The following is a 24883-nucleotide window of genomic DNA, read 5'->3' on the forward strand; positions in this document are numbered from 1 at the left end:
CGCCGAAAAGATCCATCAGAAAAATACATCTGAAAAGAAAAGTAGGAAAAGAGAAATAGGAAAAAATCGGTTTGAAAGGATCAATATTGCCGGCATGATTACCGGAATAAGCACTTTTCAAACTGATTTTACAATCATAATGAGGACAAAATATGAGTAGATCAGAACAAGATGTGGACTTGATCGATACGTTATTAGATATAGATGACAATAGTACGATATATGCGGCACGTCATTTTCGAGATGAAGTGCTAGTGGGAACGCAAGAGAGCTATGATGCGCTCTTTAGTGAGGAACTTTCTCTACCGTTAAATGTAAGGTTTTTAGTCGCGCTCTATGCGAGTAAACTTTCTCAGGCGAAAGAATTGACGGCTCATTATGAAGCGGCGCTACGAGATATTAGCGTCACAAGAGATGCATTAGAAGAAGAGATTAATGGCGTATTAATTGATGATTTAACGCTAATTGAAGATCCCACCGTGCAAGCAATTTTGGCGTTTACCAGAACGCTGATCTTAAATCCGCTTGCGAGTGATAAAAATGCTTTATTAGCATTAGAAGCCTCCGGTGTTTCAGTGGCAGATTGTATTGCGCTGGCGCAGTTAATCGCCTTTTTATCGTATCAAATACGTTTAGTTTCCGGTTTAAGAGCGATGCAAACATTGGAGAAATCAGCATGAGTCAATATATTAGAGTCAATGGCTTTACCAATGAAGTATTGGGCTGGAAAGCATGGTTAGATGTGCTTAATATCGAAGACGCAACGGATGAGCAAATTACCGTTTTGGAAGAGAGTCATCCCCAAGCGAAAACCATGGACTATTATCTTTTGTTGGCGCATCAGCCAGAGATTTTACAGCATCGTTCGAGCACCTATAACGCCATTATGTATGCGCCGGGCGGCTTAGATCGGGCAGAGCGGGAATTAGGGGCTTTAACGGTTTCTCAGGTCAATGGATGTGTATATTGCGCCTCCGTGCATGCACAGCGTTTTACCATGGCTTCAAAGCGAAAAGCGCTTGTAGCGCCTATTTTTGAAGATCCTTTAACGGCACATGAAACGGAAAAAGACAAGGCAGTGATTGCATTAGCGATTGCGCTCACAGAAACGCCAGGAGATTTGGATCCAAAATATATCCAAGCGCTCAAAGATGCAGGTTTAAATGATATTGAGATTTTAGACTTAATTCATTCCGTGTCTATTTTTGGCTGGGCAAATCGTTTAATGCTCAATCTTGGCGAAGCGGTATTTCCCCAAAAACCACAAAACGATTAAAAGACTCAATACGGAATATTACAATAGATAAAAGGTTAAATAAAAAGCGCTATTCAATTTGTGGATAGCGCTTTTTTGTTGAAGGTTTTTTTCTAGAAATAATTATTTTTTGAACAGACTTAAGTTTAATTGATCGGCAATATATTGAATCATCTGCTGCCCACGAACGCTGTTTCCTACAGGATCTAACTTTGGCGAGAATGCAGCGATTCCCATCACACCGGGAACGATGGATAAAACACCACCGCCGACACCACTTTTTGAAGGAAGACCCACGGTATATGCCCACTCGCCTGAGCTGTCATACATTCCTTCCATCATCATTTCCGCTAAAATGTACGACACATTATCGGGCTTTAAAACTGCTTGTTTCGTAATCGGATTGGTACCTTTATTGGCAATGGTAGCGCCCATTGTCGCAAGCTCTACCACGGTTAATAGTGTAGAGCATTGGCGCGTATATACATCACAAGCTTCCATGGGATCTGAATATAAGTAACCCGCAGAATAGAGTAACCACGCGATTGCACGATTATGGAAATTCGTATCTTGCTCTGATTGATTTAACTCAGGAGAGATAGCGATTTTGCTAGATCCCAATTGTTGCTGCATTGTTAAAATAGATTGCCATTTATCATCGGGAGTTTTGGCATTCAGTAAGCTTACCGTAGACATGGCACCAGCATTCACTAATGGAGAGAGAGGTTTTCCACCATGAAGTTCTAGGGCCGTAACAGAATTAAAAGGTAATCCTGTAGGGCTTGCACCGATTTTATCTTTAACGACTTCCGGACCTTGTTCTTCTAATGCAAGCGCTAAGGTACAGAATTTTGAGATCGATTCAATGGCAAAACGATAATCGTCATCTCCCGCTGAAAATACCTCTCCAGAAGCGGTCACAATCGCTACAGCGCCTAAATCACTCGGGATATTTTTTAAAAAAGGAATGTAGTCGGCATTGTTTCCGGCTGGATTATTTTTAGCAGCATTAAATGCTTGTTGCACAATCTCTTGAAAATTTTGAGTATTTACCATGGATGATTCCTCGATAATCTTGTGATAATTTAGGGAAAACACATGGTTTTCCCTAGGTTGTCATAACGATTTATGAATGAGTTATGAATAACTATAATCTTATCAATCTTATGATTTTGCGGGTGCTGGAGAAGCTGTACTTGACGATGCTGCTTTAGCCGCTTCAGCTGCTTTAACTTCCCATGTGAAAGGTTCGAAGTTTGATTCCGGATCTTTCCACTCAGGTTTTCTACAAGCGTAGATAATCAAAGGAATTGTCACAAAGATCGCAACCAGTACTACAAGATAGAGAACATACGTGGTAGGACTTCCCACCGTAATTTGTGCAGGAGGAATGAGGCTGAATATAAAAGCGGTTAATGACCCCAGTAAGCCAAGCGATGCCCAAAAATGTAGGCCTTTCACTTTATAAGGACGCGTGATATTTGGTTGCGATTTTCTGAGATATATCGAGCCTGCAAACATCAATAAATACATGATGAGGTAGAGCAATACTGTGAGTTGTGACAGGATCTGGAAGGTAGATTGAACAGATGGCATCACAACAAATGTGATGGATAAGATAGTAACGATGACTGCTTGTGTCAGCATCAAGTGTGATCCCATGCCATATTTATTGGTTTTTTGGAACCATCTTGGAAGGTATCCCGCTTTCGCAATTGCAAGAACCCCTGTATTTGGTCCAGCAATCCATGTGACAACCCCACCGAGAACACCCAGTGCAAGCATAAAGGCAACCACAGAACCTAGCCATTCTGCATGAATCCATTTAAAGAGAAGGTCATAAGCTAATAATAAGCTTTGAGTCAGGCTAATATCTTGTTCGGGAATAATAAAGGCAATTCCTAAAGTACTGAGCACGAAGATCGCAACGGTTCCAATGGAAGCAATGGTAATGGCAATAGGATATTGTTTTGTCGGATTTTTCATCTCATTGATATGTACCGCATTCATTTCCATACCTGCGTAAGCTAAAAACACGCTTGCGGCTAATACGATATTACTAAAATGGGAGAAGTCAGGAATTACAGCGGACCAAGAGAGATCAATAATAGGCTTTGTATCGCTAAAGAATAGATACGCAAATCCGAGAATCGTAATAATAATTGCCGGAATGATGGTGCCAATAATACCGCACCATTTTGATACCCTTGCAAAAATTCCTACGCCTCTTAATGCAATGAAGACCGATCCCCAATAAACGATTAAGACAAAACTCATAATATAGAATTTGTTATTAGCAATACTTTCGGCCATGGTCATATTGGGGTCCATAAAGGCCACGGAAACGGCGCCAAATGTGAGAACGGTCGGGAAGTAAGGAATCACTTCAATCCAAACCATTGCCATCGCTAAGAACCCGATTCTAGGACCAAAAGCCTCACTCACCCAGCGGAAAACCCCGCCTTGTTGCGGGTAAGTCGTTGCAAGTTCTGCCGCGACCAAAGACATAGGTATTAAAAAAACAATCGCCGCAAAGGCAAAATAAAAGATAGAACTGAGGCCATATACTGCTTCAGAGGGTAAAAAACGAAGACTTACTACAGCGGTAATATTCATTACGGCTAAAGTCATGATTGTCATAGCGCCTTTTGAAGGGGCGCTTTTGACAGATGTATTAGAGGTTGTCATTTTAAGAATCTCCCAGGGTCATCAAGATATCTAGTGCTAAGCAAAGGTATACATTTTAAATATCATATTCATCTTTAAAATGTAATTATAAATTTATATTAAAATACCATTATTTACAAATATTTATGATATGAATTTATGGTTTTGGGGTTTTATTGATATTTGTCCTATTTTATAATTATTTTTTTATTGAAAATTATTTTTAAAGATTGATTTGTTTTGTTTCAATGTGTTAGATAGTGGTTTCATCATGCGGTAATTAAAGTGTCAATAGGTATTAATATTTACTAATACGCTCGCAAAATATATTCAAATGTATTCATATAAATCACAAAGCATATGTCCGTTCATCGAATGTAATGACTTTTTGATATAGCTTTGGGATGAATGAGCATACATGCTTTTCAAACAGGATTTTCAAGAGGCAATGATTATGGTTAAAAAAAGAGGTAGGAAGAAATCTAGTAAAAGACGAAATAATCAAAGAGTGAATCCCTCACAAGATTATAGTCAGCAGTTTTCACTGTTTTTATTCCCGATCTTAGTGATTTTACCGGCGGTATTGGTAATGATGTTCGTGGATCTTCGACTTGAAATAGCAATAGATGAGTTAAATGGAAGAGGTGGAGTGGTAGACTTTCTGATCATATTTTTATTAGATATCATTCAATACCTGTCATTTGCAACGATATTAAGTTTAATTCTTTACAGATTTAGATTGTCGGTTTTTACTTTGAGAAACTATCTGTGTTTTTCATTGATTACACTGCTATTTATATCACTGTGGTCTTTATTTAAAGGAGATTTAGATTGGGTATATTCATTTCAGAGAATTCCACTGGATCTATATATTGTAGGATATGTCCTTGTTTTTCCGATGTATGCCGTGGTCATTTTTTTGAGTTGTCTTGTTTTACAGAAAGGGCTGGATCAATTTTCGAGTGTTCCTTTTAAGGAAGTGCGATATTTGCGAATTGCGAACTATGTGCCAAATTATCTTTTTGCCGTAACGATCTCCTATTTTCTATTGAAAATGGGGTATGGAGATGGAAAAGTTTCATCATCCGTATTTTCATATCGCAGCATCTATTATCTACTGATTATTTTATCGTTAGGTGTAGTTGTACTTGTAGCCTCTTGGATAGGGGATAAAGAGTATCAAGATATTGAATTTAAAAAGATGATTAAAGGAGTTTTTCTACTAACCATATTAATTGTTTTAATCACTGCATTGATGGATTAATGATACGCAACAAAAAACCGATCGCTACTGAACGATCGGTTTTTTATGCTTGTTCATAAATCTTCTTTTGATAGATCAAATCTTAAAGAGATCCGTTCTTTAAGAGGATTTTGAAGCGATACAAATTAAAGATTGTTATCAATAAATTGTGTTAATTGAGCTTTATTAAGTGCGCCTACGTGCTGAGCAACGATCTCTCCATTTTTGAAGATCATAAGTGCTGGAATACCACGAATTTGGAATTTTACAGCAGTATCTTGGTTGTTTTGTACGTCTAATTTTACAACTTTTAATTTGCCTGCGTAATCTTCAGAAGCAGCTTCAACAATAGGGGTGATCATACGGCAAGGTGCACACCAATCTGCCCAGAAATCCACTAACACAGGAAGTTCTGCATTTAAAACTTCTACTTCAAAAGTAGTATCGGTTGCGTTGATTAAATTACTCATTGCACTCTCTCCTTCAAGAATTTGATCAAGATATCAAAATTAGATTTGGTTTTTTCTATATAAAATATGATAATACCCGAGATATTACAACTGAAAACAGGGTAAATGACAAGGTTTGATCTGCATAATTTTTTCAAACGTTGTTATTAAAAAAATTTATTACAGCGCACAATAATTGAGGGTTTAGGTCATCATCTATGGGAAAACCACATTTAACTTCGATGAAGTTTGAAGATTTAGATTTACATGATTCACTAAAAGAGAGTTTAGCGGACAATGGCTACGTTTTCTGTACAGAAATACAAGAAAAAGCTTTGCCAGATCTCCTGAAAGGGCAAGATGTTACAGGACAAGCTCAAACAGGAACAGGAAAAACTGCCACCTTCTTATTGGCGACATTGAATCATTTAATGACGGTGCCTGTTGCGGAAGATAAGAAAGGACCCTTTGCAATTATTATGGCGCCCACTCGTGAGCTTGCAGTGCAAATTCATGAAGATGCAAAAATGCTCGGTCGTTATACGGGTTTGAAATATGCACTTCTTTACGGCGGTGCGGCGTATGGTGCACAAAACGAAGCGTTAGAAGCAAATCCTGATGTCGTGATTGGAACCGTTGGCCGAATCTTAGACTACTTTAAGCAGAAGAAGTTAAATCTTCGTAATGTTGAAGTATTCGTGTTAGATGAAGCAGATAGAATGTTCGATTTAGGGTTTATCAGTGATATTCGTTTCTTACTCAGACAAATGCCGAAAGTTGAAAAGCGTCAAAACATGCTCTTTTCAGCAACGTTCTCACAACGTATTTTAGAGCTTGCATATGAGCATATGAATGATGCGGAACTCATCAAAGTTGAAGCAGAGCAAGTGACAGGATCAAGAATCACGCAACGTCTATATCACGTTTCTTCTGATGAAAAATTGAAATTACTCTTTGGTCTTTTGAAGAAAGAAGAAGCAGAACGTTCGATTATTTTCGTCAATACCAAACGTGTAGCGGATGAGATTTTCAATACGTTAAATGCCAATGGCTATAAAGCGGCAGTTCTTTCCGGAGATATTCCGCAAAATCGCCGTGAAAAACTCTTAGAAGAGTTTAAAAATGGTGAGCTTTCCATCATGGTGGCAACGGATGTTGCGGCGCGTGGATTGCATATTCCTGATGTGACACATGTCTTTAACTATGATTTACCGCAAGATGTGGAAGATTACGTTCATCGTATCGGTCGTACCGCTCGTGCCGGTGCTGAAGGTACTGCAATTACATTTGCCTGTGAAGAGTACGTGTATTCGCTCATGGATATTCAGGATTACATCAAGGAAGAGATTCCTGTGGAATCTATCACGGAAGAGCTGTTAATTACGCCAGAAGTGGAAGCGCCAAAATCGACTTATCGTGATCAACGTGGTCCTAGAACGCCGAGAAATAATCAACGCCGTTCACAAGAAGGTGGCAATCAGCAACGTGGTAATCGCCGTTTCCCTCGTCGCCGTCAAACTGATGGAACGCAATCACCGCAAAATCAAGAAAGTTCAGTTGCGGTAGATCCAGCTACACAGCCTGCGCAAGGAGATAATACGCCGGCACAAGAAGGCGATCAGCAACGCCGTCCACAACAACGTCGTGGGGTTCGTCGTAATCGTCGTCCAAATCATAATCGTAACCAAAATAGAAATCAAAATCAGGAAGCACCAGCGCAAGAAGCTTCAAAAGAGTAATCTTGCTATATAGTTTGGTATCAGTCTGTTTTGAATATATTTTGTATGATGAAATAATAATCCTAAATTGAAATCTCTCTTGTTGATATGAAATAGATTGATAAGAGAGGTTGTTTTAGAATCTCGGGAACATCTTAAGTAGAGGAATAACATGAAAAAGTTAGGTTTAATCGCTGCTTCACTCTTAATCATTGCAGGATGCGCAGCGGGATTAGAAGATAATAAAGGAAGTTATTCAGGACAAGGACGTATTGTATCTATTGTTGTGAATGAAAAAGGCAATAGCGTGATTGATGTGGAAACGAAAGATAGAGGGCATATGCCCATTATCGTGACAGGATCTGTCGATGTTTTCCCAGGACAAGATGTACGCTTTAACCGTAATAGCCGTGGATTTGGTTCAATATCAGCGCTATAAAACATGGATGGATAAATTAATCATATAATGAATCATATATTCATATAAATGATCAGTATCACGATAAGCTGCTATGAAAATAGCAGCTTATTTGTTTGAAAAGGATCGTAGATTCAAAAATAGATTGAAGTTTAATGATGCTCTTATCGTAAGTAAAGTTTGTGTTAAACATGATTTCACAATCGTAAAGAGTAATTGCATAGATGAAAGGAAGAGAATAATGCAGTTTGAAAAAGATATAAATAGTGAAGAAGAGCAGTTTCCGGAGCCTTCCCATGATGAGTATGCATTATCTGCAAAGTTAGCTTTTGAGCTTGTGAGTGAAATTAGAGAAGCAGGATCAATTCCTTTTTCTCGATTTTTTAATCAAGCGTTATATCATCCTACTTATGGTTATTACACAGGACCACAAGCGGTATTTGGGCGTGAAGGCGACTTCATTACCGCGCCATTAATCTCGGATGTTTTTTCTAAATCTTTAGGAAATCAAATCATGGAGATTGCCGGCATTTTGAAAGATGATTATCAGATTTTAGAGATCGGCGCTGGAAACGGCACAATGGCGAAAGATATTTTGCTCCATTTAGCAGAACATCATCAATTGCCGGAAAAGTATTTGATCCTAGAAGTTTCTCCTAATTTAAGAGAACGGCAAAAGGCGCTAATCTCGCAAGCATTGCCGGAATATATCGAAAATGTAGAATGGATTGCCGAACCGCCGAAAATTGCATGGAAGGGCGTTATTGTTGCCAATGAAGTGATTGATGCGCTGAGTGTGGAGCGTTTTAGAATTTTTGAGGGTGATATCCATTATGTGGATGTGGGCTTAGAAGTAGATGAAATCCAAAAAACAGTCTCATTTACGCCAGTTTTACGAAAAGCGGATGCCCCTCTTTTAGCATTTAGGCAAGATTTAGCGGAGAAAGGAATCGAGCTTCCGGAAGGTTATGAAAGTGAATATTGCCCATCTGTAAAAACATGGTTAGCCCCATTTTTTGAGCATCTCACAGAAGGTGTGGTGCTCTTTATCGACTATGGCTATGATGAAAAAGAGTATTACCGCCCAGAGCGCACAACCGGAACGCTCATTGCCCATTATAAACATCGCGCGCATGAAGATTTCTATCTCTACCCAGGTTTACAAGATCTCACGGCAAATGTGAACTTTACGGATGTTGCAACGATTTTAGTGGATATGGGATTGGAATTCTTAGGGTATACCACGCAATCTTATTTCTTGCTCGGCAATAAGCTTCAAGAGATTGTGGCAAAAGAGAAGATGGCATTAGAAGAAGCCGGAGAAAATGAACTTGCATGGTTTGAGCTCTCAAAACGTGTGCAACATCTGATTCATCCAGAAGAGATGGGCGAGCGATTCAAAGTGCTTGCGGTGGGTAAAAACTTCGATCATGCGCTTCAAGGGTTTGAATTGCAGGATTATGCACATCATTTATAAATTGTAAATCGAACCTGATTAATATCAGCTAGATAATAAAAAAGAGATCTTCGCATATGAAGATCTCTTTTTTACTTTCGGTTTTTGGGTTTTTATTTCCAAAACCTTGTTGATGTCATCTTTGAAGATTACACGTCTTTACGATCAACGCGATCTAAACCCCAAAAGAGATGATCAGCGTCTGTTTTTGAGAATGCGAGCGGTAATACTTCATCTAAACCATCGCTCCAGATTTTTTCTGCAACGGCATCATCATGATTTGCTAATTCAAAGATCGCTTCTGCGATCTCTAAAGAGGTTGATTCGTGTGCTTTTGCCCAAGATTTTAATTCGTGGATCTCTTTTTTATGTGGATTCATTCCGTTGTCCTCTATGGTTATATTGTCAATAGATATACTCATAAATAGGAATTATGAATATATAGATATGTAAATAAATAAAATACCAATAATAGTTATAGCGGAATAGAATTAAAGTGTCATTATAATTATTTACAATTTCTGCTTGATATTGACATAGATGGTTTTTGCAAGAAAATTTCGGGGCTAAATGGATATTTAGTTCGCATTGTAGGGTTTAGAAATAGCTAGATTCATTAGATTCATGGTGAGAGAGAAAGTTTATTAGCTTTATATTCCATTTTATATCTGCTTTAAAAAATATCGAGCCCGCAATATGGATTCGATATTTTTTGTATTTCTTATATCTTCTGAATTTTTTTACTTCAGTATTCGCTTATTGCATTGAAGCTTCAATCTCTTTGATCTTTTCGATGAAGAGCGATCCATATTGATCCAGCTTTTTCATACCAACGCCTTTGATATTTAAAAACGCGCCCGGCGTTTTGGGTCTGATTTCGGAGATTTCTCGTAATGTGGCATCTGTAAAAATGGCATATGCCGGCACATCTCGCTCTCTTGCAAGCTCTAAACGAAGCTCTCGAAGCGGTTCATAATAGGGCGAGCGATAATGCGTTTCAGGCTGAGAAACTTCACGATGCACAAACAGATCTTGGCGGTGATAGAGTTCTTTTTCGCCTTTTAGAATCGCTTTCGCTTCATTTTTAAGCTTTAAAATCGGGCGTGCATCCGGCGTTTGGTAGAGATATCCTCGCGCGATTAAGGTCATAATCATCTCTCGAATTGCTTTCTCGGAATAATTACTCATAATGCCGTAAGTCGATACTTTATCGAGATCACGTTCTAAAATTTGCTGATTTTTCGAACCGCGTAATACTTGAATAACCGTTGTCATACCATAATTTTGTGAAACACGATAAACGCAAGAAAGAATTTTTTGCGCTTCGATTGTGATATTAATTTTCGGCGTGGTATTGGTACAGTTCCCGCAGTTATCACAAGTTTCAAAGGTTGGCGTTTCGGAGAAATAACGAAGAATCTCCCCCCGTAAACATTCCTCGCTATGGCAATAATCAATGAGCGATTGCAAATTTTGATAGAGAATCGTTTTGCGTTCGGGATCAACCAAAAATTCATTGTTTTCTATGAGATACTTTTGATTCGAAATATCTCTCGGCGAATACATTAAAAGACAATGCGCAGGATCGCCATCTCGGCCGGCACGACCGGCTTCCTGATAATACGCTTCCATATTTTGCGGCATATTGTAATGAATCACAAAACGCACGTTGGATTTATCAATGCCCATTCCAAATGCGTTCGTTGCCACAATGAGTTGCACTTTATCGTAGATAAACGCATTTTGATTGGCTTCTCGATCTTCACTCGTCATTCCGCCATGATACGCAAGGGCGTTAAAGCCGGACTTTTGCAGAAATTCCGTGAGCGTATCCACGCTTTTTCTCGTAGCACAGTAGAGAATGCCGGCATCTTTGAGATAAAAGCGTTTAATGAAATCGACAATATATTGCCGTTTATCAGATACTTTTAATACTTCAAAAGTGAGATTTTTGCGATCGAAACTAATGATAGATTCTACCGGCGCTTGCAGATGTAGTAAGCGTTTAATCTCATCAATGACATCGAGCGTTGCCGTTGCCGTATACGCGCCAATCGGCGGACGATAGGAGAGCTGATAGACAAAATCAATAATCTCGCCATAAGCCGGACGGAAATCATGTCCCCATTTTGAAATACAGTGCGCTTCATCCACGGCAATAAAACTAATAGGAACTGCCGAAAAGAGATTGCGAATGGAATAAGTATTGAGTCTTTCCGGCGCAATATAGATAATTTTAAAGCGATTTTCACGAATGCCGATTAACCGTTCCCGCAGAGATTCTTCATCTAAGGTGCTATTGATAAAGGTTGCCGGAATACCGATTTCAGAAAGAGCATCGACCTGATCTTTCATGAGAGAAATGAGCGGAGAAATTACCAAAGTGACATGCGGTAATAGAAGCGCCGGAATCTGATAGCAGAGAGATTTTCCGCCGCCGGTAGGCATAATGCCGAGCGCATCTTCCCCATTTAAAATGGCGTTAATCAGCGTTTCTTGACCATCGCGAAATTCGCTATAACCAAAATATTTTTGTAACGCTTGATGAGCCTTCAATGGAGTTTCTCCCTAATATAAAACGCCTTAAACAGTAGCAGAATTGCCCTTTAAAGTATAGCGTTACTACAATGATTATTGTGCCCCAATTTTGATGACATTCTATTTAGGAATAACAGAATATCTATTGGAGCTATAGTGAAAATAGTTTGTTTAATAGATAATATTTACATGTTTTATTTTATATTTGAATGATATTTCTTATGTTCGTGAAGATGTTGATTCAATGATTGATTATCAGAGTGAGAAGTCATGAATGGATATATCGATAAAATAGGTATTTATAGAATAGATGCATCAATGTGAACGTTGAGAAATATACATTATAAAAATAATCTCATAGAAAAAGTATAGAAAATTTTAGTAGGGAATTTGAATAGGGAGCTGAATTATGAACTTAAAAATGATTGCTGGAATTGTATTTTCACTCACATTTGCTGGAATGAATCCGCTGAGTGCTGAAGTATTGAATCCTAATAATCCGGAAGGATATCAAGAATTCCGTATGGATTATCAAGAGATGGTAGAGATCGCGAGCCCAACAAGACTGGCTTGGCGCGTGTTTTACGATAAACCTTCAACAGGTCCTTTCAATGAGTGGTTTGATGCCGTAAAGCAAGGCAATCTCGTTCAAGTGAAAGAGATGGTTGAAAACGGGCAATATATCGAAGTGAGAGATGAAGCAAGCCTTGGGCAAACAGCTTTAGGTTGGGCGGCATTTATCGGTTATGAAGATATGGTCGATTACTTGCTAGATCAAGGCGCAAGCGTGATGGCAATGGATCAGGGCGATGTGACGAATGCGCTTAAATCATCAGTACTCGGTGGACATGTTGGGATTTTCAAGAAAATTTATGAAAAAATGCCGCAACCTGTCAATGTGAATGATCAGCAGAGCGATCGCCAAGGCGAAACCATGTTAATTGTGGCAGCTTCAAATGATCGCCAAGAAATGGTGGAACATCTCATCAGCTTAGGCGCAGATGTGAATATTCACGCAACAACAGATGAATGGTGGAAAGGAACGCCGGCATACGGTCAAAGCCCGCTTTCGTTTGCTTGTAGCAATGGTTTGCAAGAGATGGCAGATATCTTAATCGGTCACGGCGCAGTTCATCCTGTCACGAAAAAAGCATCTTGTGAGCAGTAGTTTTTCGTAAATCCTTAAAATAAAGAATTGATTTAAAAATTGATTCTGAAAATTAGAAAGTCCTGACAAGTGATAGACAAGTCAGGACTTTTTTGTGTTTGGAGGTTTGTGATTTTACGCTATCAAATCTGATGCATTATCTGATGTATTTAACTTTATGAATCTAGCAATTCGCTAATTTCATTGAGCTTGGTAATCAATTCCGCTAATGACTCCGTTTGCATTTTCTTCATAGTATTTGATCTTTGAACTTCAACTGTTCTGACAGAAATCGATTCTTTTTCGGCAATCTCTTTATTGGTAAAGCCTTCATATACGAGCTTGGAAACCTGTTTTTCACGTTCCGTTAAGGTTTCAAATTGGGCCAAAATCTCATTATGATAAGCACGAAGCATTGTGGACTTTTCCGCGCGTTCCAGTGCTGCAATGAGCGTTGGCAAATCGATCGGTTTTTCTAAAAAATCCACAGCACCTTCTTGTAGCATTTTTACCGCTGTGGAAACCTCGCCATGACCCGTTAAAATAATCGCACCAATGGGGCTTTGGCTATTTTTAAGCGCCGTAATCACGGCATCGCCGGAAAGTTTTGGCATTCTTAAATCCACAATGGCAATTGCCGGCAACGTTAAATCAACGCCCTCAATAAACGCCTTGCCATCTTCCCAAAGCTCGGTGGGATAGTTGAGCGTAGATACTAAAAATTCGCAAGATTCACGAACATCTTTCTCATCATCAACGATATGTACGGTAAAGTTTTTCATAATAAGATTTTTCAGCTTAAAAAATTAAAGAGGAAATTGTTTCGGAAAGGTTTGTTTAAGCTTACTAAAGATCCATAAAATAGAACAAGAAAATAATGCACAAGATATTCCTACTATTCCTGAAAACATTTGTGTGATTAAAAAACCATCTGTCAATAGAATGACTAGCATAATTCCAAAGCAATAACTAGAAACAAAGGCAATAAATAAGGTAGAGATTAGCCAATAGATCATAGAGTATTTATTGGGTGTAGAAAGTTGTTTAGTAAGGATAATGTAGCTTGTGATCGCAGTAATTGTTGCTGGAATAATTCCAAATATAATAGTAGTTAAAGCTAAAATAAAAAATGACATAAAAAGTGACAAGATTAGAAGCAAAGACTCTCGATCTAAAAGGGATAAGCTCAAAATCATCACCAAAAAAACTGCGAATGTTAGTAGCGCTGCTCTTAAAGTAGAGCAATGGAAAATACGACGAATGCTATAGGTAAGATAATTGATAACCGCAAACATTAAAATAATGATGAAGGCGTAGGATATTGCCGAACAGCTCATAATAAAGATCTGTGTTGTTATTGAAATATTTGGATAAGATATTTTTATGATAATAAGAGGCAGTGATATACATGAGCTGATGATGAATATAAAAAAATAGTAGAAAGGATGAATTTTCATACTTGATGCCCTTTTTATTCTGTTTCGATAATGTTTGAAATAGATTATTAAATTATAGAAGTCCCTTGTTGTGTTTTCTCAGTTGTCTTTGATGCTCTAATTTGATGGGTGCAATCAGAATTAGGCAGGAGAAAAGTGCACAGATAGCACCAATAAGACTGAATAAAAATAGTGAGGCAGGATTTGCAGAAACTCCAAAAGTACTAATAATGAAGAAGATGATGAATGGTGGAATAAAAGAAGATATAGCTCCCCATAAAATCGTAACAAAAATCCACTTCATTAAAGTTTTGACGGGTAGGAAAGGCATTACGATTATTTTTGATAGGTATTTGTGGCTATAGATTGCGGTAATAATAGAGGGTACAGCACTGACAAATAGAATGAGTAGGAGTCCAGATATTGCGAGAAGTATAATGAATACTACTAATAATAGTAGTAAGAATAGACATATCCCAAACACAATATTCACACTGATAACTTTATCTTTATTATTGATTTTTTTGTTGATCATTGAATTTAGGATATAGAGTGGAGTGGGAAGACAGATTATTAGTAAGAAGAGAAAAATCCCTAAGAAGAAATTTACTTCTGTCAGTATATAGAAAGGCACAATAATTAAGAGAGGACTGAGAAAAAAGATCACTAAAAAAGGTAATAGCGGTATATATATACGATTTTTTTGAAGGTTTTTAGAGTTGTTTTTCAAAGTCTTTATTCCTCTATTATTTTGTGGCTTCATCCCTCGAAAGGATGAGCCTTACAGCAGCGCCTTGTTTCCCATCTTTTCGGTTGGCGATGCGAAGTTTTCCATTCATGCTTTCTATCAATCTTTGGCAGATCACAAGTCCAAGTCCTAAGCCGTCTGTTTTTGAGGTTCTGAAAGGCACGAAAGGTGCGTTCAGCTCTTTTTCGGTAAACCCGGAACCATTGTCGATGATAAAGAGTTTAATGTATTGATCTAAAATAACAATTTTAATCTTAATTTCAGTGGCGCCGGCTTGAACGGCGTTCATTAAACAGTTGGCGATCACTTGTTCTAAGATGGATGGCGTAATCGTAATGTGGAAATCTTCCGGAATATCAATGGTAATAGCGATATTAGGGCGAATTCTTAGGCGCGTGATTTCGATAATTCGCTCTAAAAATGCTCTGAGATTAACTGATTCCTGTAATGAACTCTCTTTCGGTTTTGCCCATGAGCGCAGGTTTTTAATGACATTGTGGCACTGCGTCACTTGTTCATTAATCTTCTGCATCGGCATTATCAGCGGATGCGCTTCATTCTCTTTTTTAAGAATCATCATACTGCCTTCGGCATAATTGCGAATGGTGGAAAGCGGTTGATTTAGCTCATGACCAATGCCGCTCGCCATTTCTCCTAAGATATTCATGCGATCGGCTTTTGAGAGCATTGATTCATAATCGTGCATGGTTTTATACGCCAATTCGAGCTGTTTTCCTCTTTTTGTAGCGGCATAACTGAGCCATAAATGGTTAATGAGCAGAATCAGTAAGAAAATCGCAAAGCAAAGAAGCCAAATTTTATTGGTAATGGCAAGGCGAAAGAGCGTTTGAAAGAGGGTTTCTTGATTCTCATAACGCTTCAAATCTTCCGTTAATTGACTAATTTCCGCTAAGGTAAACGGTAATTGCCAAGAAGGAATATCAGGATTTGAGGTGTCAAAGAGCGTTGCTTGAATCCGTTTTGCGATCTCGCTATTGAGAGAATCAAATGCTGCAAGCGACCAACTAGGCAGAAGATTGGTACTTGTTTGGCACTCAAAATCTTCATTCATTTTGGGATTAATGAGGCGAAATTGTCCATCAGGAAGAATATTTTGGCGCTCCAATCTTTCAAAAAGACATGCTGGCACGATAATGGCATCGCTCTCTTCGTTCGCAAGGGTCTGAAAGAGCGTTTCGATGGGATAACCTTGATATTCAAATTGGATATCGTTTCGTAATGCCGGCGATTGCTTCATCATTTCATGATATGCCAATTGAAAACCGCCCAGCGCCTTTGGGTTCACCGCCGTAATGGTTTTGCCGGCAAGATCATTTAATGTTTCCACTTCGCTTTCATCATTAACCCAAATGGCGCTTCCTATCTTTGCGCTCTCTTGTTCTAAATGGATATTTTTTTCTAAGCTCGCAAGCCAGCGAATCGGTGCTTCGGTTTGTAATCCGACAAAAATCCCTTGATGGGAAAGAAGTAGATCAATGCCGTTATTGGCGACTTCTTGATCAATATCGCTAATTTGTAACGGCTTTAAAATAAAGTGATATTCCGGCAATGCCGTATTTAAAGATTGAATCCACGGGCACCACTCTTTTGCCGCAACTTGATCGCCGTAAGGCGCTAATACGCCAATCATGATTTTGGGATGATGAATGGTTTTATCTCTCGCAAGGCATTTTTCATATGTTTTTTGTTCGCCAGCTTTCTGAACTTCTGTAATGTTTGGAGGTTGTTGAGATTGCGCCAGAAAAGCATTGTCAGAGCGAGTTTCGGCAAAGCTCATTCCCATAATTCCTAAACTATTGCCGATCATCAATAGAATGAATGCCGGCAATTGTCCTTTTTTTCGCACTGCTTTAAATATCTCAAACAATCTGCGTTGCAGATGGGGATTCATCGTTGAGATCTGTGAATCAGGATGTTGTTTATCATTCATAATGTTTTTCATAAAGTCAGAGAAAAAATATGCCAGTAAGCATTAGATAAGTATTCGATAAGTATCTGATAAAAATCTGCTAAGAAATGCATCCTAAAAGATTAGAAGCGGATTAGAAAGAAATAAGAACTGAATAAAAAACCTAAGAGAAGTGTAACAACTTTTTTAGAATTTAATGATTTCTCTGAATATTTTTTGAAATGAAAATAACTGTAAAGAGTAGATTGTTGATATAGATCGCCTTTTCTCTCACGTTAAATTGCTTCAAATCAAACTTTGTCACAGTGTGTGGTTTACCACAATTGAGCCTTTTATCTAAAAGAATCATATTAATGCCATGATTTATGAAAATATGCATTCAGCATTAAACATGGCTTATTGGTATCAGGCTTCTGAAACGGAAGATGATCAATAAGTTTGATAAGGAGACAAGTATGGATATTACTCGCCGAGATCTGCTCAAGCAGTTAAGTTTAGTCACTGCCGGCGCTGCGATTGTTAGCTTGAAAGAAGCGCAAGCACAAGAAAAACACGTTCCGCCACGCCGAGAAGGAGATCCGAATAAGCGTTATGGCATGTTGATTGATTTAAGACGCTGCATTGGTTGTCAGGCTTGTACGGTAAGCTGTACGGTGGAAAACCAAATGCCAGCAGGACAGTTTAGAACTACCGTGCGTCAATATCAGGTTCTCAATTATGAGAAAGATCAGGCGACAAACGTGGTGCTTCCGAGACTTTGTAATCACTGTGATAATCCGCCTTGTGTGCCAGTTTGCCCAACACAAGCAACATTCCAAAGGGAAGATGGGATTGTGGTGGTAGATAATAAAATCTGCGTGGGCTGTGCGTATTGTGTGCAAGCGTGTCCTTATGAAGCAAGATTTATTAATGAAGAAACAGGCACTGCGGATAAATGTACTTTCTGTGTGCATCGCTTAGAAGCGGGATTATTGCCAGCATGCGTGGAATCTTGTGTGGGCGGTGCTCGAATTATCGGCGATTTGAAGGATCCCAATAGCGTGATTAGCAAAATGGTTGCCGAGTTTTCTGATGAGATCAAGGTCTTAAAACCAGAGCAAGGCACGATTCCAAATGTGTTCTATATCGGCTTGGATGATGCGTTTGAATCGCAAGTTCAAGGTCAAGCAATGTTATGGCAGGAGATTGTGCTATGATTCGTGAATTATTAACGCTTCCACAAGAAATTGCCTGGTTACCTTGGGCGGTTCAATACTTCTTCTTCATCGGCATTGCCGCTTCCGCTTCCGTCATCGCTGTCATTTTACGATTATGGAAAAAAGGACAATACCGAGAATTGGAGCTTCTAATTATCGGCATCGGCGTGACTGCCGGCATTGTGGGGCCGATTGCACTTTTAGCAGACCTTCATCAGCCGGGCAGATTCTTCAACTTCTACACACAAATGGCGCCGTGGTCATGGATGTGGATTGGCGCGATTTTCGTACCGCTCTTTGTGGTATTTATTTTGGTGCAATTCTTATTGTTACTTCGTGAAAATACGACCAAAGAAGGCACTTATAAATGGTTTAGAGCGCTTCATTGGGGAACATTGAATCCCACGAAATGGCTTCCGATTACTTCTATCGGATTATTAGCAGTATCGTTTATGATTCTGCTCTATACGGGAAAAGAGGTAAACGTTCTTAAATCTCAGCCGATTTGGTTTACATCATGGCTTCCTTGGGTACTCTTCTTTACGGCATTTCAAGCAGTTCCGATGTGCGCAAAAACGTGGTGTGCTTGGTCTTCAAAATGGGTTCAACGTGGCGATTACACGGCAATTTTAAGTCGCTTTCAGCTCATTGGTTTAATCGGTGTTGCGGTCTGTTTAGTGGGCTGGGCAACGAGTAATACGCCGGCAGGTGCGGCATTTAGAGATCTTCCTAATAAAGGATCGGTTTGGTTTACGATTGGTTTAAGTATCTTCCTTTACTGGGCCGTGCTCATGCTCTATACGCTTGTGAACTTGAATAAACGTATCGTCAATAGTCGCTGGGTAGATCTGTTATTAGCGCTGGGTTCGCTCTCGCTTGCTTGGACAATTCGCTGGGCGATCTTGATGCAATCGCAAACGTTACCGAAATATAACGTGGTGATTAATCCTTACCATTTAGATTGGGGATTTAGCGGTTTTTTAGGCATTCTTTCCACTTTTGGTCTTTGGCTGACGCTTGTAATTATTGTTTGGAGTTTATTGCAAGATCGTTGGTTCAAATTTAAGGGAGTTCAGTATGGGTCGACAGTCAGATGATCATTTGAAACAGCAGAATCAAGAGGATTCTTCAGATCGATCACCGAATCAATTATCGAATCAATTACAGAGCAACAGAGAAAAGACGGATCAAAAAAGGGAGCACACTATGAGTGATGACAAATTAAAACAACAAAATACTGAAATAGAAGCAACAGACAATGCACCAGAAACGGCAGAAGAGAAAGCGCTGACAACACGCCGAAACATTGTGAAAGGCGTTGCCGCTGCCGGCGGACTTGCGGCATTTGCTGTGGGATATAGTAATACCGCAAAAAATATGGTGAAAGGCTTAGTCGATGGCACTTCAGGAGAACCTACGGAAAATGCCATCTTTGGGAATGCGCTTCAAGTAGAAGGCGAGATCAAAGATGGAAAATGGGTACAAAACAAGGCGCAAGCCATGTCTAATACGCAATGTTTTGGTTGCTGGACAGTGTGCGGAATTCGAGTTCGTGTGGATAATGAGAAAAATGAAGTGATCCGCATTGCCGGAAACCCGTATCATCCGCTTTCGAGCGAAGAGCAGTTTGATTACAACATGCCGATTTCAGATGCTTGGGTAAAACTTGGCGGCGATGAAGGCATTCACGATCGCTCAACGGCATGTGCACGTGGTGCGCAGATGGGTGAATCGGTGGTTAGTCCATATCGTGTCCTTTCTCCACTGAAACGTGTTGGAAAACGCGGTGAAGGCAAATGGGAGAAAATCAGCTTTGAGCAATTGGTTGATGAAGTTGTAAATGGCGGCGATCTCTTTGGCGAAGGTCATGTGGATGGGTTAAAGGATATTCGGGATTTAGATACGCTTATTGATCCGAAAAACCCAGAATATGGCGTGAAAGCGAATCAGCTTTTAGTATCCAATGCCGGGAATGAAGGGCGTGAACCATTTGTTAGACGTTTTACCAATAACGCATTTGGTTCAAGAAACTTCACAGCGCATGGTGCATACTGTGGATTAGCCTATCGTTTAGGTTCAGGTGCGCTGATGGATGATATGAATAGCAATGCGCATGCAAAGCCCGATTTAGAAAATATTGAATTTGCGATCTTTATGGGAACATCACCGGCGCAATCAGGAAATCCTTTTAAAAGAACCGGAAGATTGCTCGCAAAAGCAAGAACGAAAGATGCCGAAGATTTCAGCTACGCCGTGGTTGCACCAAACTTACCGATGACCAATACGCTCGCAACACAGAATAATAACTGGATCTCTATCTTGCCGGGAACGGACTCAGCGATGTCGATGGCGATGATTCGTTACATCATTGAAAATAAACTCTATAACGAAGCTTACTTACAAATGCCGGGGAAAGCGGGAATGGCTGCGGCAAATGGCATTAGTCATTCGAATGCTACGCATTTAGTGATTATCGAAGAAGATCATCCGCAATATGGGCAATTTCTCCGTTTAGCGGATATTGAAGGCGGAGAACGTGAAGGGAGTCCGATTTTAACCATTGATTTGGCAACCAATGCGCTGACAGATGTCAATGAAGCGACTCGTGGGAAGCTATTCTATGAAGATAAAGTCACATTCGCAGATGGATCAAATGTGGGCGTGGCTTCTAGTTTTACACTCTTGAAACGCTCCGCAGATCAATATTCTATTGAGGAATATAGTAAGGTTTGCGGCGTTCCTGTAGCAACGATTGAAGGGCTTTCTCGCAAGTTCACAAGTCATGGTCATAAAGCGGCGATCATTACGCACGGCGGCATGATGAGCGGCAATGGCTTCTATAATACATGGTCGTTATTAGCATTAAACGTACTGATTGGAAACATGAACTATACCGGTGGCATGCATGTGAATGGCGGGAAATATGCCGACTTTGCTGCAGGACCTCGTTATGACTTCACAAAATTCGATAATATGGTGCAGCCAAAAGGCATTATGATTGGCCGTGCGAAAAGGGCATACGAATCTTCCACAGAATATAAAGAGAAGAAAGCACGCGGAGAGAATCCGTATCCGGCAAGTCGTCCTTGGTATCCCTTTGCCGGCGGACAAGCCACGGAGATGTTTATCTCGGCATTGAATGCGGATCCTTATCCACTGAAAGCATGGATTAGTAATATGACAAACCCTGTTTATGGAATTGCAGGATTTAGACAATTACTACTAGATAAGCTCGCAGATCCAAAAGTATTACCGCTCTTTGTGGCGATTGATGCGTTTATCAACGAAACAACGGCAATGGCGGATTATATCGTGCCAGATACCCATAACTTTGAGAGTTGGGGCTTTGGAAATGCTTGGGGAGGTGTGCCGTTTAAAACATCTACGGCAAGATGGCCGGTAGTGGAAGCAAGAGTGGATAAAGATGCAAGTGGCGAGCCGATTTCTATGGAGAGCTTCTTCATTGCGGTTTCTAAAAAGATGGGATTGCCGGGCTTTGGCGAGAATGCGATTAAAGATTATCAAGGCAAAAACTATCCGATTCATAAGGCAGAAGATTTCTACCTGAAAGCGGCAGCAAATATGGCATTTGATGGATCTCCTGTGCCGGAGTCTACTCGAGAAGAGATGGAGCTTACCGGCGTGAAGCGCATTAAAAATGCCATTGAATCGGGCTTGAAACCCGAAGAGCAGATGCGCGTTGCGTATGTGTATGCGCGTGGTGGAAGATTCGCCGATTATGATACGGGTTGGGATGGCGATGAAATGGTGCGTAAATGGACGCCCACTTTACAGCTTTGGAATGAAACCGTCGGCGTTCATAGACACTTTGCCAATGGCGAGCGTTATAGTGGAACACCAACCTATCATCCACCGAGATTTGCTGATGGAAGCTCTGTATATGAAAGGTTCCCACAAACGGATTGGCCGTTATCATTAACCTCATTTAAATCGAATATCGTCAGTAGTACGTCAGGTTCAACCTTAAGATTACGCATGATTAAGCCAACCAATATCGTCGGAATCAGTGAGGAAGATGCGCTGAAATTTGCGGTGGAAAATGGCGATTTAGTCCGTATTGAATCTCCAAATGGCGCACAAGAAGCGCAGATTTGGGTGCTCGATGGCGTGAAACCCGGTGTATTAGCAGTAGAGCATGGTTACGGTCGCCGAGATGTAGGTGCAAGAGCGCATTTAGTAGATGGCGTTCCTACGGAGTTTAGTACCCATGTGGGAAGTGGTTTGAACTTAAATGATCTCGCAATAGCTGATCCTTCTAGAGCAATTTCAGCACCTTGGATTGATTGGGTGAGTGGGGCGGCAGTTAGACAAGGAATCCCTGCGAGAATTGTGAAGATTTAAAATGGAAAGATTTAAAATCGAAATATTTTAAAATCTGAAAATCTTGAGATCAAAGATGTAAAGTAAAACTGAAGATAAAAGCTATGGGCATTGTGCTGATAGCTTTTTTATTGCAAGAAATACGCTTAATCCAGAATATTCACTACACTTACAGCTCGAAGAATAATCATTCTTATAAATCTCTTATAAATCCCTTACAAACAAGATCAAAGGTTATACGGGCGATTTGAAAGAATAGAGGGAAGTTTGTCAAGGTAATTGTAAAGATCTTGACGAAATAAAGAAACGGTAGAAAAGGAGGTCGTAGAAGTTGGAAATGTGTATCTTGATTTAAAAAATTAATCTCTAAAAATGATATTTATGTTTAACCTATTGTTTTATTTTGCTATTATTCATTTCGATGAGCGAAGAACAGAAGGCGAATAGCGGGATTGATACTTCAACTAATGTTAGCAGATAGCCTGTTAATAATTTATTGTAAATTAAATGTAAGTTATTGAAAATTTAAATTAGGTATTATTGGGTTTTTGGTTTATGATGTTCATCAAGACATCAAGGAAGATGTTACTTCAAGGATGAAGTTCGGTTACAGAAGGATTCTGTGTTTCTCAGGATGAGAAGACCGAGAAGTTCTCAATGATTGGGAATTTAGGATGACTTTCAAGGATGAGAGGGATCAAGGATGATCCACCTAGTGATTACTCAAGGATGATGAATCACTTCAAAAGAATTTACCAAGGATGGTAACAGGAAGAGCTACTTAGGAAACTAAGTAGCTCTTTTCTGTGGTCTTTTATAAAAGTAAGTAGATCTAAGTTTTCATAGATCTATAATTTGTCATAGATCTATAATCTCATAGATCTATAATCTCATAGATCCATAGTTTCACAGATCTACAGAAAGGTGTTTTACGCTGATCACGCTTTTGATGACCTAATCTTCAATCGGGAAGAATATCGCAAGGGCATTACGATCTTCAGAAGCTAATATCGCAAAAGTACGGCAGAGAGATTCTGTTGCCATCGTTTCAATGCCGATATTTTGTTGGTAGAAGAACGCGCGCCATTTTGGCTCTAAAAACTGCATACTATTGCCGGTGCCGATTAAAATCACATCGGGTTTGCGAGCAGCCCAAGCTTCAAAATGCGATTCTGTGAGCTCATCAAAGCGATTGGGGATAATGGCATCATCCGTTAGGACTTCTTTTTTTTGTAACAGAATACTGGTATTGTGCCATTCTGTTTCATCATTTAATTTAAAATAGTTCGGCGCATAGCTTTTAATATGCAGATTATCGGTAACTTCTCGCTTGATGGTAGATCCAGCGAGGGATTGATTATCCATGACTTGCCTCTTTAATTAATTCGAAAAATTCATTTTGATCTTTTACATGATAGAGCTTTTCAGCATCAATAGTAATGCCGTATTTATCGGCAATCTGCTCATAAAGACTTAAACGGTGCTCGATCAGTTTTGGGAAAATCCAACGTGTAAAGTGCGAAGGCGTGATTTGGGTATCAGATGTTAATCCCTGTTCTGCTAAGTAGATTTCAATTTGTGCGAGTAAGAAATCTTTCTGATAGTAGAGCGGTTTTGGATGGGATTGTGCGCGTTCAATAACATAATTCTTCGCTTCTTCAGAAGCTTTGATATAGACCAATAGAGAGTTTTGACCAATGAGTTCCCAACTTTTCTCATCTTGTAGTTCACAGAAACTGCCACTGGTATCAATAATGAAGTTCGGAAATCCTAAGATTTTTTTCGCTTTCTCCATAAAGTAGGGCACATCTTTTACAGATTCGATCTCGGCAATGCGATGTTTTTCTAAACGCTCTAAGAAAGTATCTAAATTTGTACCCCCTTTCGATTCGCTACCTAACATTCCAAGATATGCCGAAAGAGGCGCTAAATTATCGACTGTTAATTGCGATTTTACGGAAATAGCACCTTCTCGAATGAGATTTGCTAACGTGGGCTGTTGCATTGCTTCTATGGTTAAAAAATCATGAACTTCTTCACTAAGGTGGCGTGAGCCAATACGATAATCGACAGAGTAATGAAACCATTCTGATTTTGGAAGTTTCTTGGAAAGATGGGTTTTACCAACACCGCTCATGCCCATTAATGCAATTTTTTTATGGGGCGTATCGAGAAATTTTTCAATAAGATCTTTTTTCATAATGTTTGATGAGATATCTGTTAGAAGTAAATGAATTAAAGCCAAGTGAGAACGCATAAAAGGTGCAAAATTCTTAGCGATTCATCTTACCAAAGATTATTTAAGTTGATAGAAGTATCTTACCGATCTCTCTGAATGCTC

Annotated in this window: 21 protein-coding genes; 11 read left to right on the top strand and 10 right to left on the bottom strand. The window is 39.5% G+C overall.

What is annotated here, in order from left to right; genetic code table 11:
- Positions 1–152: 152 nt before the first annotated feature.
- A complete protein-coding gene (locus ACYSN2_RS07070; protein ID WP_461749556.1) occupies positions 153–680 on the top strand; it encodes a CMD domain-containing protein in 528 nt (175 codons plus the stop codon).
- Positions 677–1276, top strand: a complete 600-nt coding sequence (locus ACYSN2_RS07075; RefSeq protein ID WP_461749557.1) for a peroxidase-related enzyme — start codon at positions 677–679, stop codon at positions 1274–1276. The genes ACYSN2_RS07070 and ACYSN2_RS07075 overlap by 4 nt, the downstream gene beginning before the upstream one ends.
- A gap of 102 nt (positions 1277–1378) precedes the next feature.
- Here the strand turns inward: ACYSN2_RS07075 and glsA are convergent, their stop codons facing one another.
- Together glsA and gadC are read right to left on the bottom strand one after the other, a co-directional pair.
- Positions 1379–2311 (bottom strand): glutaminase A, encoded by a 933-nt coding sequence (gene glsA / locus ACYSN2_RS07080; protein WP_461749558.1) that lies wholly within the window; start codon positions 2309–2311, stop codon positions 1379–1381.
- A 108-nt stretch (positions 2312–2419) separates the two neighbouring features.
- Complete coding sequence (gadC, locus tag ACYSN2_RS07085; protein WP_461749559.1) at positions 2420–3943, bottom strand: putative glutamine/gamma-aminobutyrate antiporter GadC; 1524 nt, start codon at positions 3941–3943, stop codon at positions 2420–2422.
- A gap of 433 nt (positions 3944–4376) precedes the next feature.
- Here gadC and ACYSN2_RS07090 point away from each other — a divergent pair, with 433 nt between their 5' ends.
- Positions 4377–5186, top strand: coding sequence for a hypothetical protein (locus tag ACYSN2_RS07090; RefSeq protein WP_461749560.1), 810 nt, complete (start codon positions 4377–4379; stop codon positions 5184–5186).
- A 125-nt stretch (positions 5187–5311) separates the two neighbouring features.
- Here ACYSN2_RS07090 and trxA read toward each other — a convergent pair whose 3' ends face one another.
- A complete protein-coding gene (trxA, locus tag ACYSN2_RS07095) occupies positions 5312–5635 on the bottom strand; it encodes a thioredoxin (protein WP_461749561.1) in 324 nt (107 codons plus the stop codon).
- Between the two features lie 197 nt (positions 5636–5832).
- Between trxA and ACYSN2_RS07100 the strand changes: the two genes are divergently transcribed.
- The 3 genes from ACYSN2_RS07100 to ACYSN2_RS07110 all read left to right on the top strand — a co-directional run bounded on the left by ACYSN2_RS07100 (position 5833) and on the right by ACYSN2_RS07110 (position 9227).
- Positions 5833–7353 (top strand): DEAD/DEAH box helicase, encoded by a 1521-nt coding sequence (locus ACYSN2_RS07100; RefSeq protein WP_461749562.1) that lies wholly within the window; start codon positions 5833–5835, stop codon positions 7351–7353.
- A gap of 151 nt (positions 7354–7504) precedes the next feature.
- Positions 7505–7771, top strand: a complete 267-nt coding sequence (locus ACYSN2_RS07105) for a hypothetical protein (protein WP_461749563.1) — start codon at positions 7505–7507, stop codon at positions 7769–7771.
- Between the two features lie 220 nt (positions 7772–7991).
- Positions 7992–9227: a class I SAM-dependent methyltransferase gene (locus ACYSN2_RS07110; RefSeq protein WP_461749564.1), complete on the top strand. Its 1236-nt coding sequence runs from the start codon at positions 7992–7994 to the stop codon at positions 9225–9227.
- Between the two features lie 128 nt (positions 9228–9355).
- Here ACYSN2_RS07110 and ACYSN2_RS07115 read toward each other — a convergent pair whose 3' ends face one another.
- Together ACYSN2_RS07115 and recQ are read right to left on the bottom strand one after the other, a co-directional pair.
- Positions 9356–9586 (bottom strand): YccJ family protein, encoded by a 231-nt coding sequence (locus tag ACYSN2_RS07115; RefSeq protein ID WP_461749565.1) that lies wholly within the window; start codon positions 9584–9586, stop codon positions 9356–9358.
- A 376-nt stretch (positions 9587–9962) separates the two neighbouring features.
- Positions 9963–11762 (bottom strand): DNA helicase RecQ, encoded by a 1800-nt coding sequence (recQ, locus tag ACYSN2_RS07120; protein WP_461749566.1) that lies wholly within the window; start codon positions 11760–11762, stop codon positions 9963–9965.
- Positions 11763–12153: 391 nt separating this feature from the next.
- On the opposite strand from recQ, the gene ACYSN2_RS07125 reads away from it, so the two are divergent.
- Positions 12154–12912: an ankyrin repeat domain-containing protein gene (locus ACYSN2_RS07125; RefSeq protein WP_461749567.1), complete on the top strand. Its 759-nt coding sequence runs from the start codon at positions 12154–12156 to the stop codon at positions 12910–12912.
- 155 nt (positions 12913–13067) lie between these two features.
- Here the strand turns inward: ACYSN2_RS07125 and ACYSN2_RS07130 are convergent, their stop codons facing one another.
- Positions 13068–13673 (bottom strand): response regulator, encoded by a 606-nt coding sequence (locus ACYSN2_RS07130; protein ID WP_461749568.1) that lies wholly within the window; start codon positions 13671–13673, stop codon positions 13068–13070.
- A 24-nt stretch (positions 13674–13697) separates the two neighbouring features.
- Complete coding sequence (locus ACYSN2_RS07135; RefSeq protein WP_461749569.1) at positions 13698–14348, bottom strand: hypothetical protein; 651 nt, start codon at positions 14346–14348, stop codon at positions 13698–13700.
- A gap of 104 nt (positions 14349–14452) precedes the next feature.
- Between ACYSN2_RS07135 and ACYSN2_RS07140 the strand changes: the two genes are divergently transcribed.
- Positions 14453–14692 (top strand): hypothetical protein, encoded by a 240-nt coding sequence (locus ACYSN2_RS07140; RefSeq protein ID WP_461749570.1) that lies wholly within the window; start codon positions 14453–14455, stop codon positions 14690–14692.
- A gap of 381 nt (positions 14693–15073) precedes the next feature.
- On the opposite strand, the gene ACYSN2_RS07145 is transcribed toward ACYSN2_RS07140, so the two are convergent.
- Entirely contained in the window at positions 15074–17026 is a 1953-nt protein-coding gene (locus ACYSN2_RS07145) for a sensor histidine kinase (RefSeq protein WP_461749571.1), read from the bottom strand.
- A 434-nt stretch (positions 17027–17460) separates the two neighbouring features.
- On the opposite strand from ACYSN2_RS07145, the gene ttrB reads away from it, so the two are divergent.
- From ttrB to ACYSN2_RS07160, 3 genes are read left to right on the top strand one after another with little or no spacing between them, the layout of a single operon-like run.
- Positions 17461–18201, top strand: a complete 741-nt coding sequence (ttrB, locus tag ACYSN2_RS07150) for a tetrathionate reductase subunit TtrB (RefSeq protein ID WP_461749572.1) — start codon at positions 17461–17463, stop codon at positions 18199–18201.
- Positions 18198–19298, top strand: a complete 1101-nt coding sequence (gene nrfD, locus ACYSN2_RS07155; RefSeq protein ID WP_461749573.1) for an NrfD/PsrC family molybdoenzyme membrane anchor subunit — start codon at positions 18198–18200, stop codon at positions 19296–19298. Before ttrB ends, nrfD begins: the two co-directional genes overlap by 4 nt.
- Entirely contained in the window at positions 19279–22563 is a 3285-nt protein-coding gene (locus ACYSN2_RS07160) for a molybdopterin dinucleotide binding domain-containing protein (protein ID WP_461749574.1), read from the top strand. Before nrfD ends, ACYSN2_RS07160 begins: the two co-directional genes overlap by 20 nt.
- A gap of 933 nt (positions 22564–23496) precedes the next feature.
- Here the strand turns inward: ACYSN2_RS07160 and ACYSN2_RS07165 are convergent.
- Together ACYSN2_RS07165 and ACYSN2_RS07170 are read right to left on the bottom strand one after the other, a co-directional pair.
- Positions 23497–23907, bottom strand: a complete 411-nt coding sequence (locus ACYSN2_RS07165) for an Mth938-like domain-containing protein (RefSeq protein ID WP_461749575.1) — start codon at positions 23905–23907, stop codon at positions 23497–23499.
- Entirely contained in the window at positions 23900–24799 is a 900-nt protein-coding gene (locus ACYSN2_RS07170) for a hypothetical protein (RefSeq protein ID WP_461749576.1), read from the bottom strand. The genes ACYSN2_RS07165 and ACYSN2_RS07170 overlap by 8 nt, the downstream gene beginning before the upstream one ends.
- Between the last annotated feature and the right edge of the window lie 84 nt (positions 24800–24883).

Source organism: Ignatzschineria sp. LJL83 (assembly GCF_054871845.1).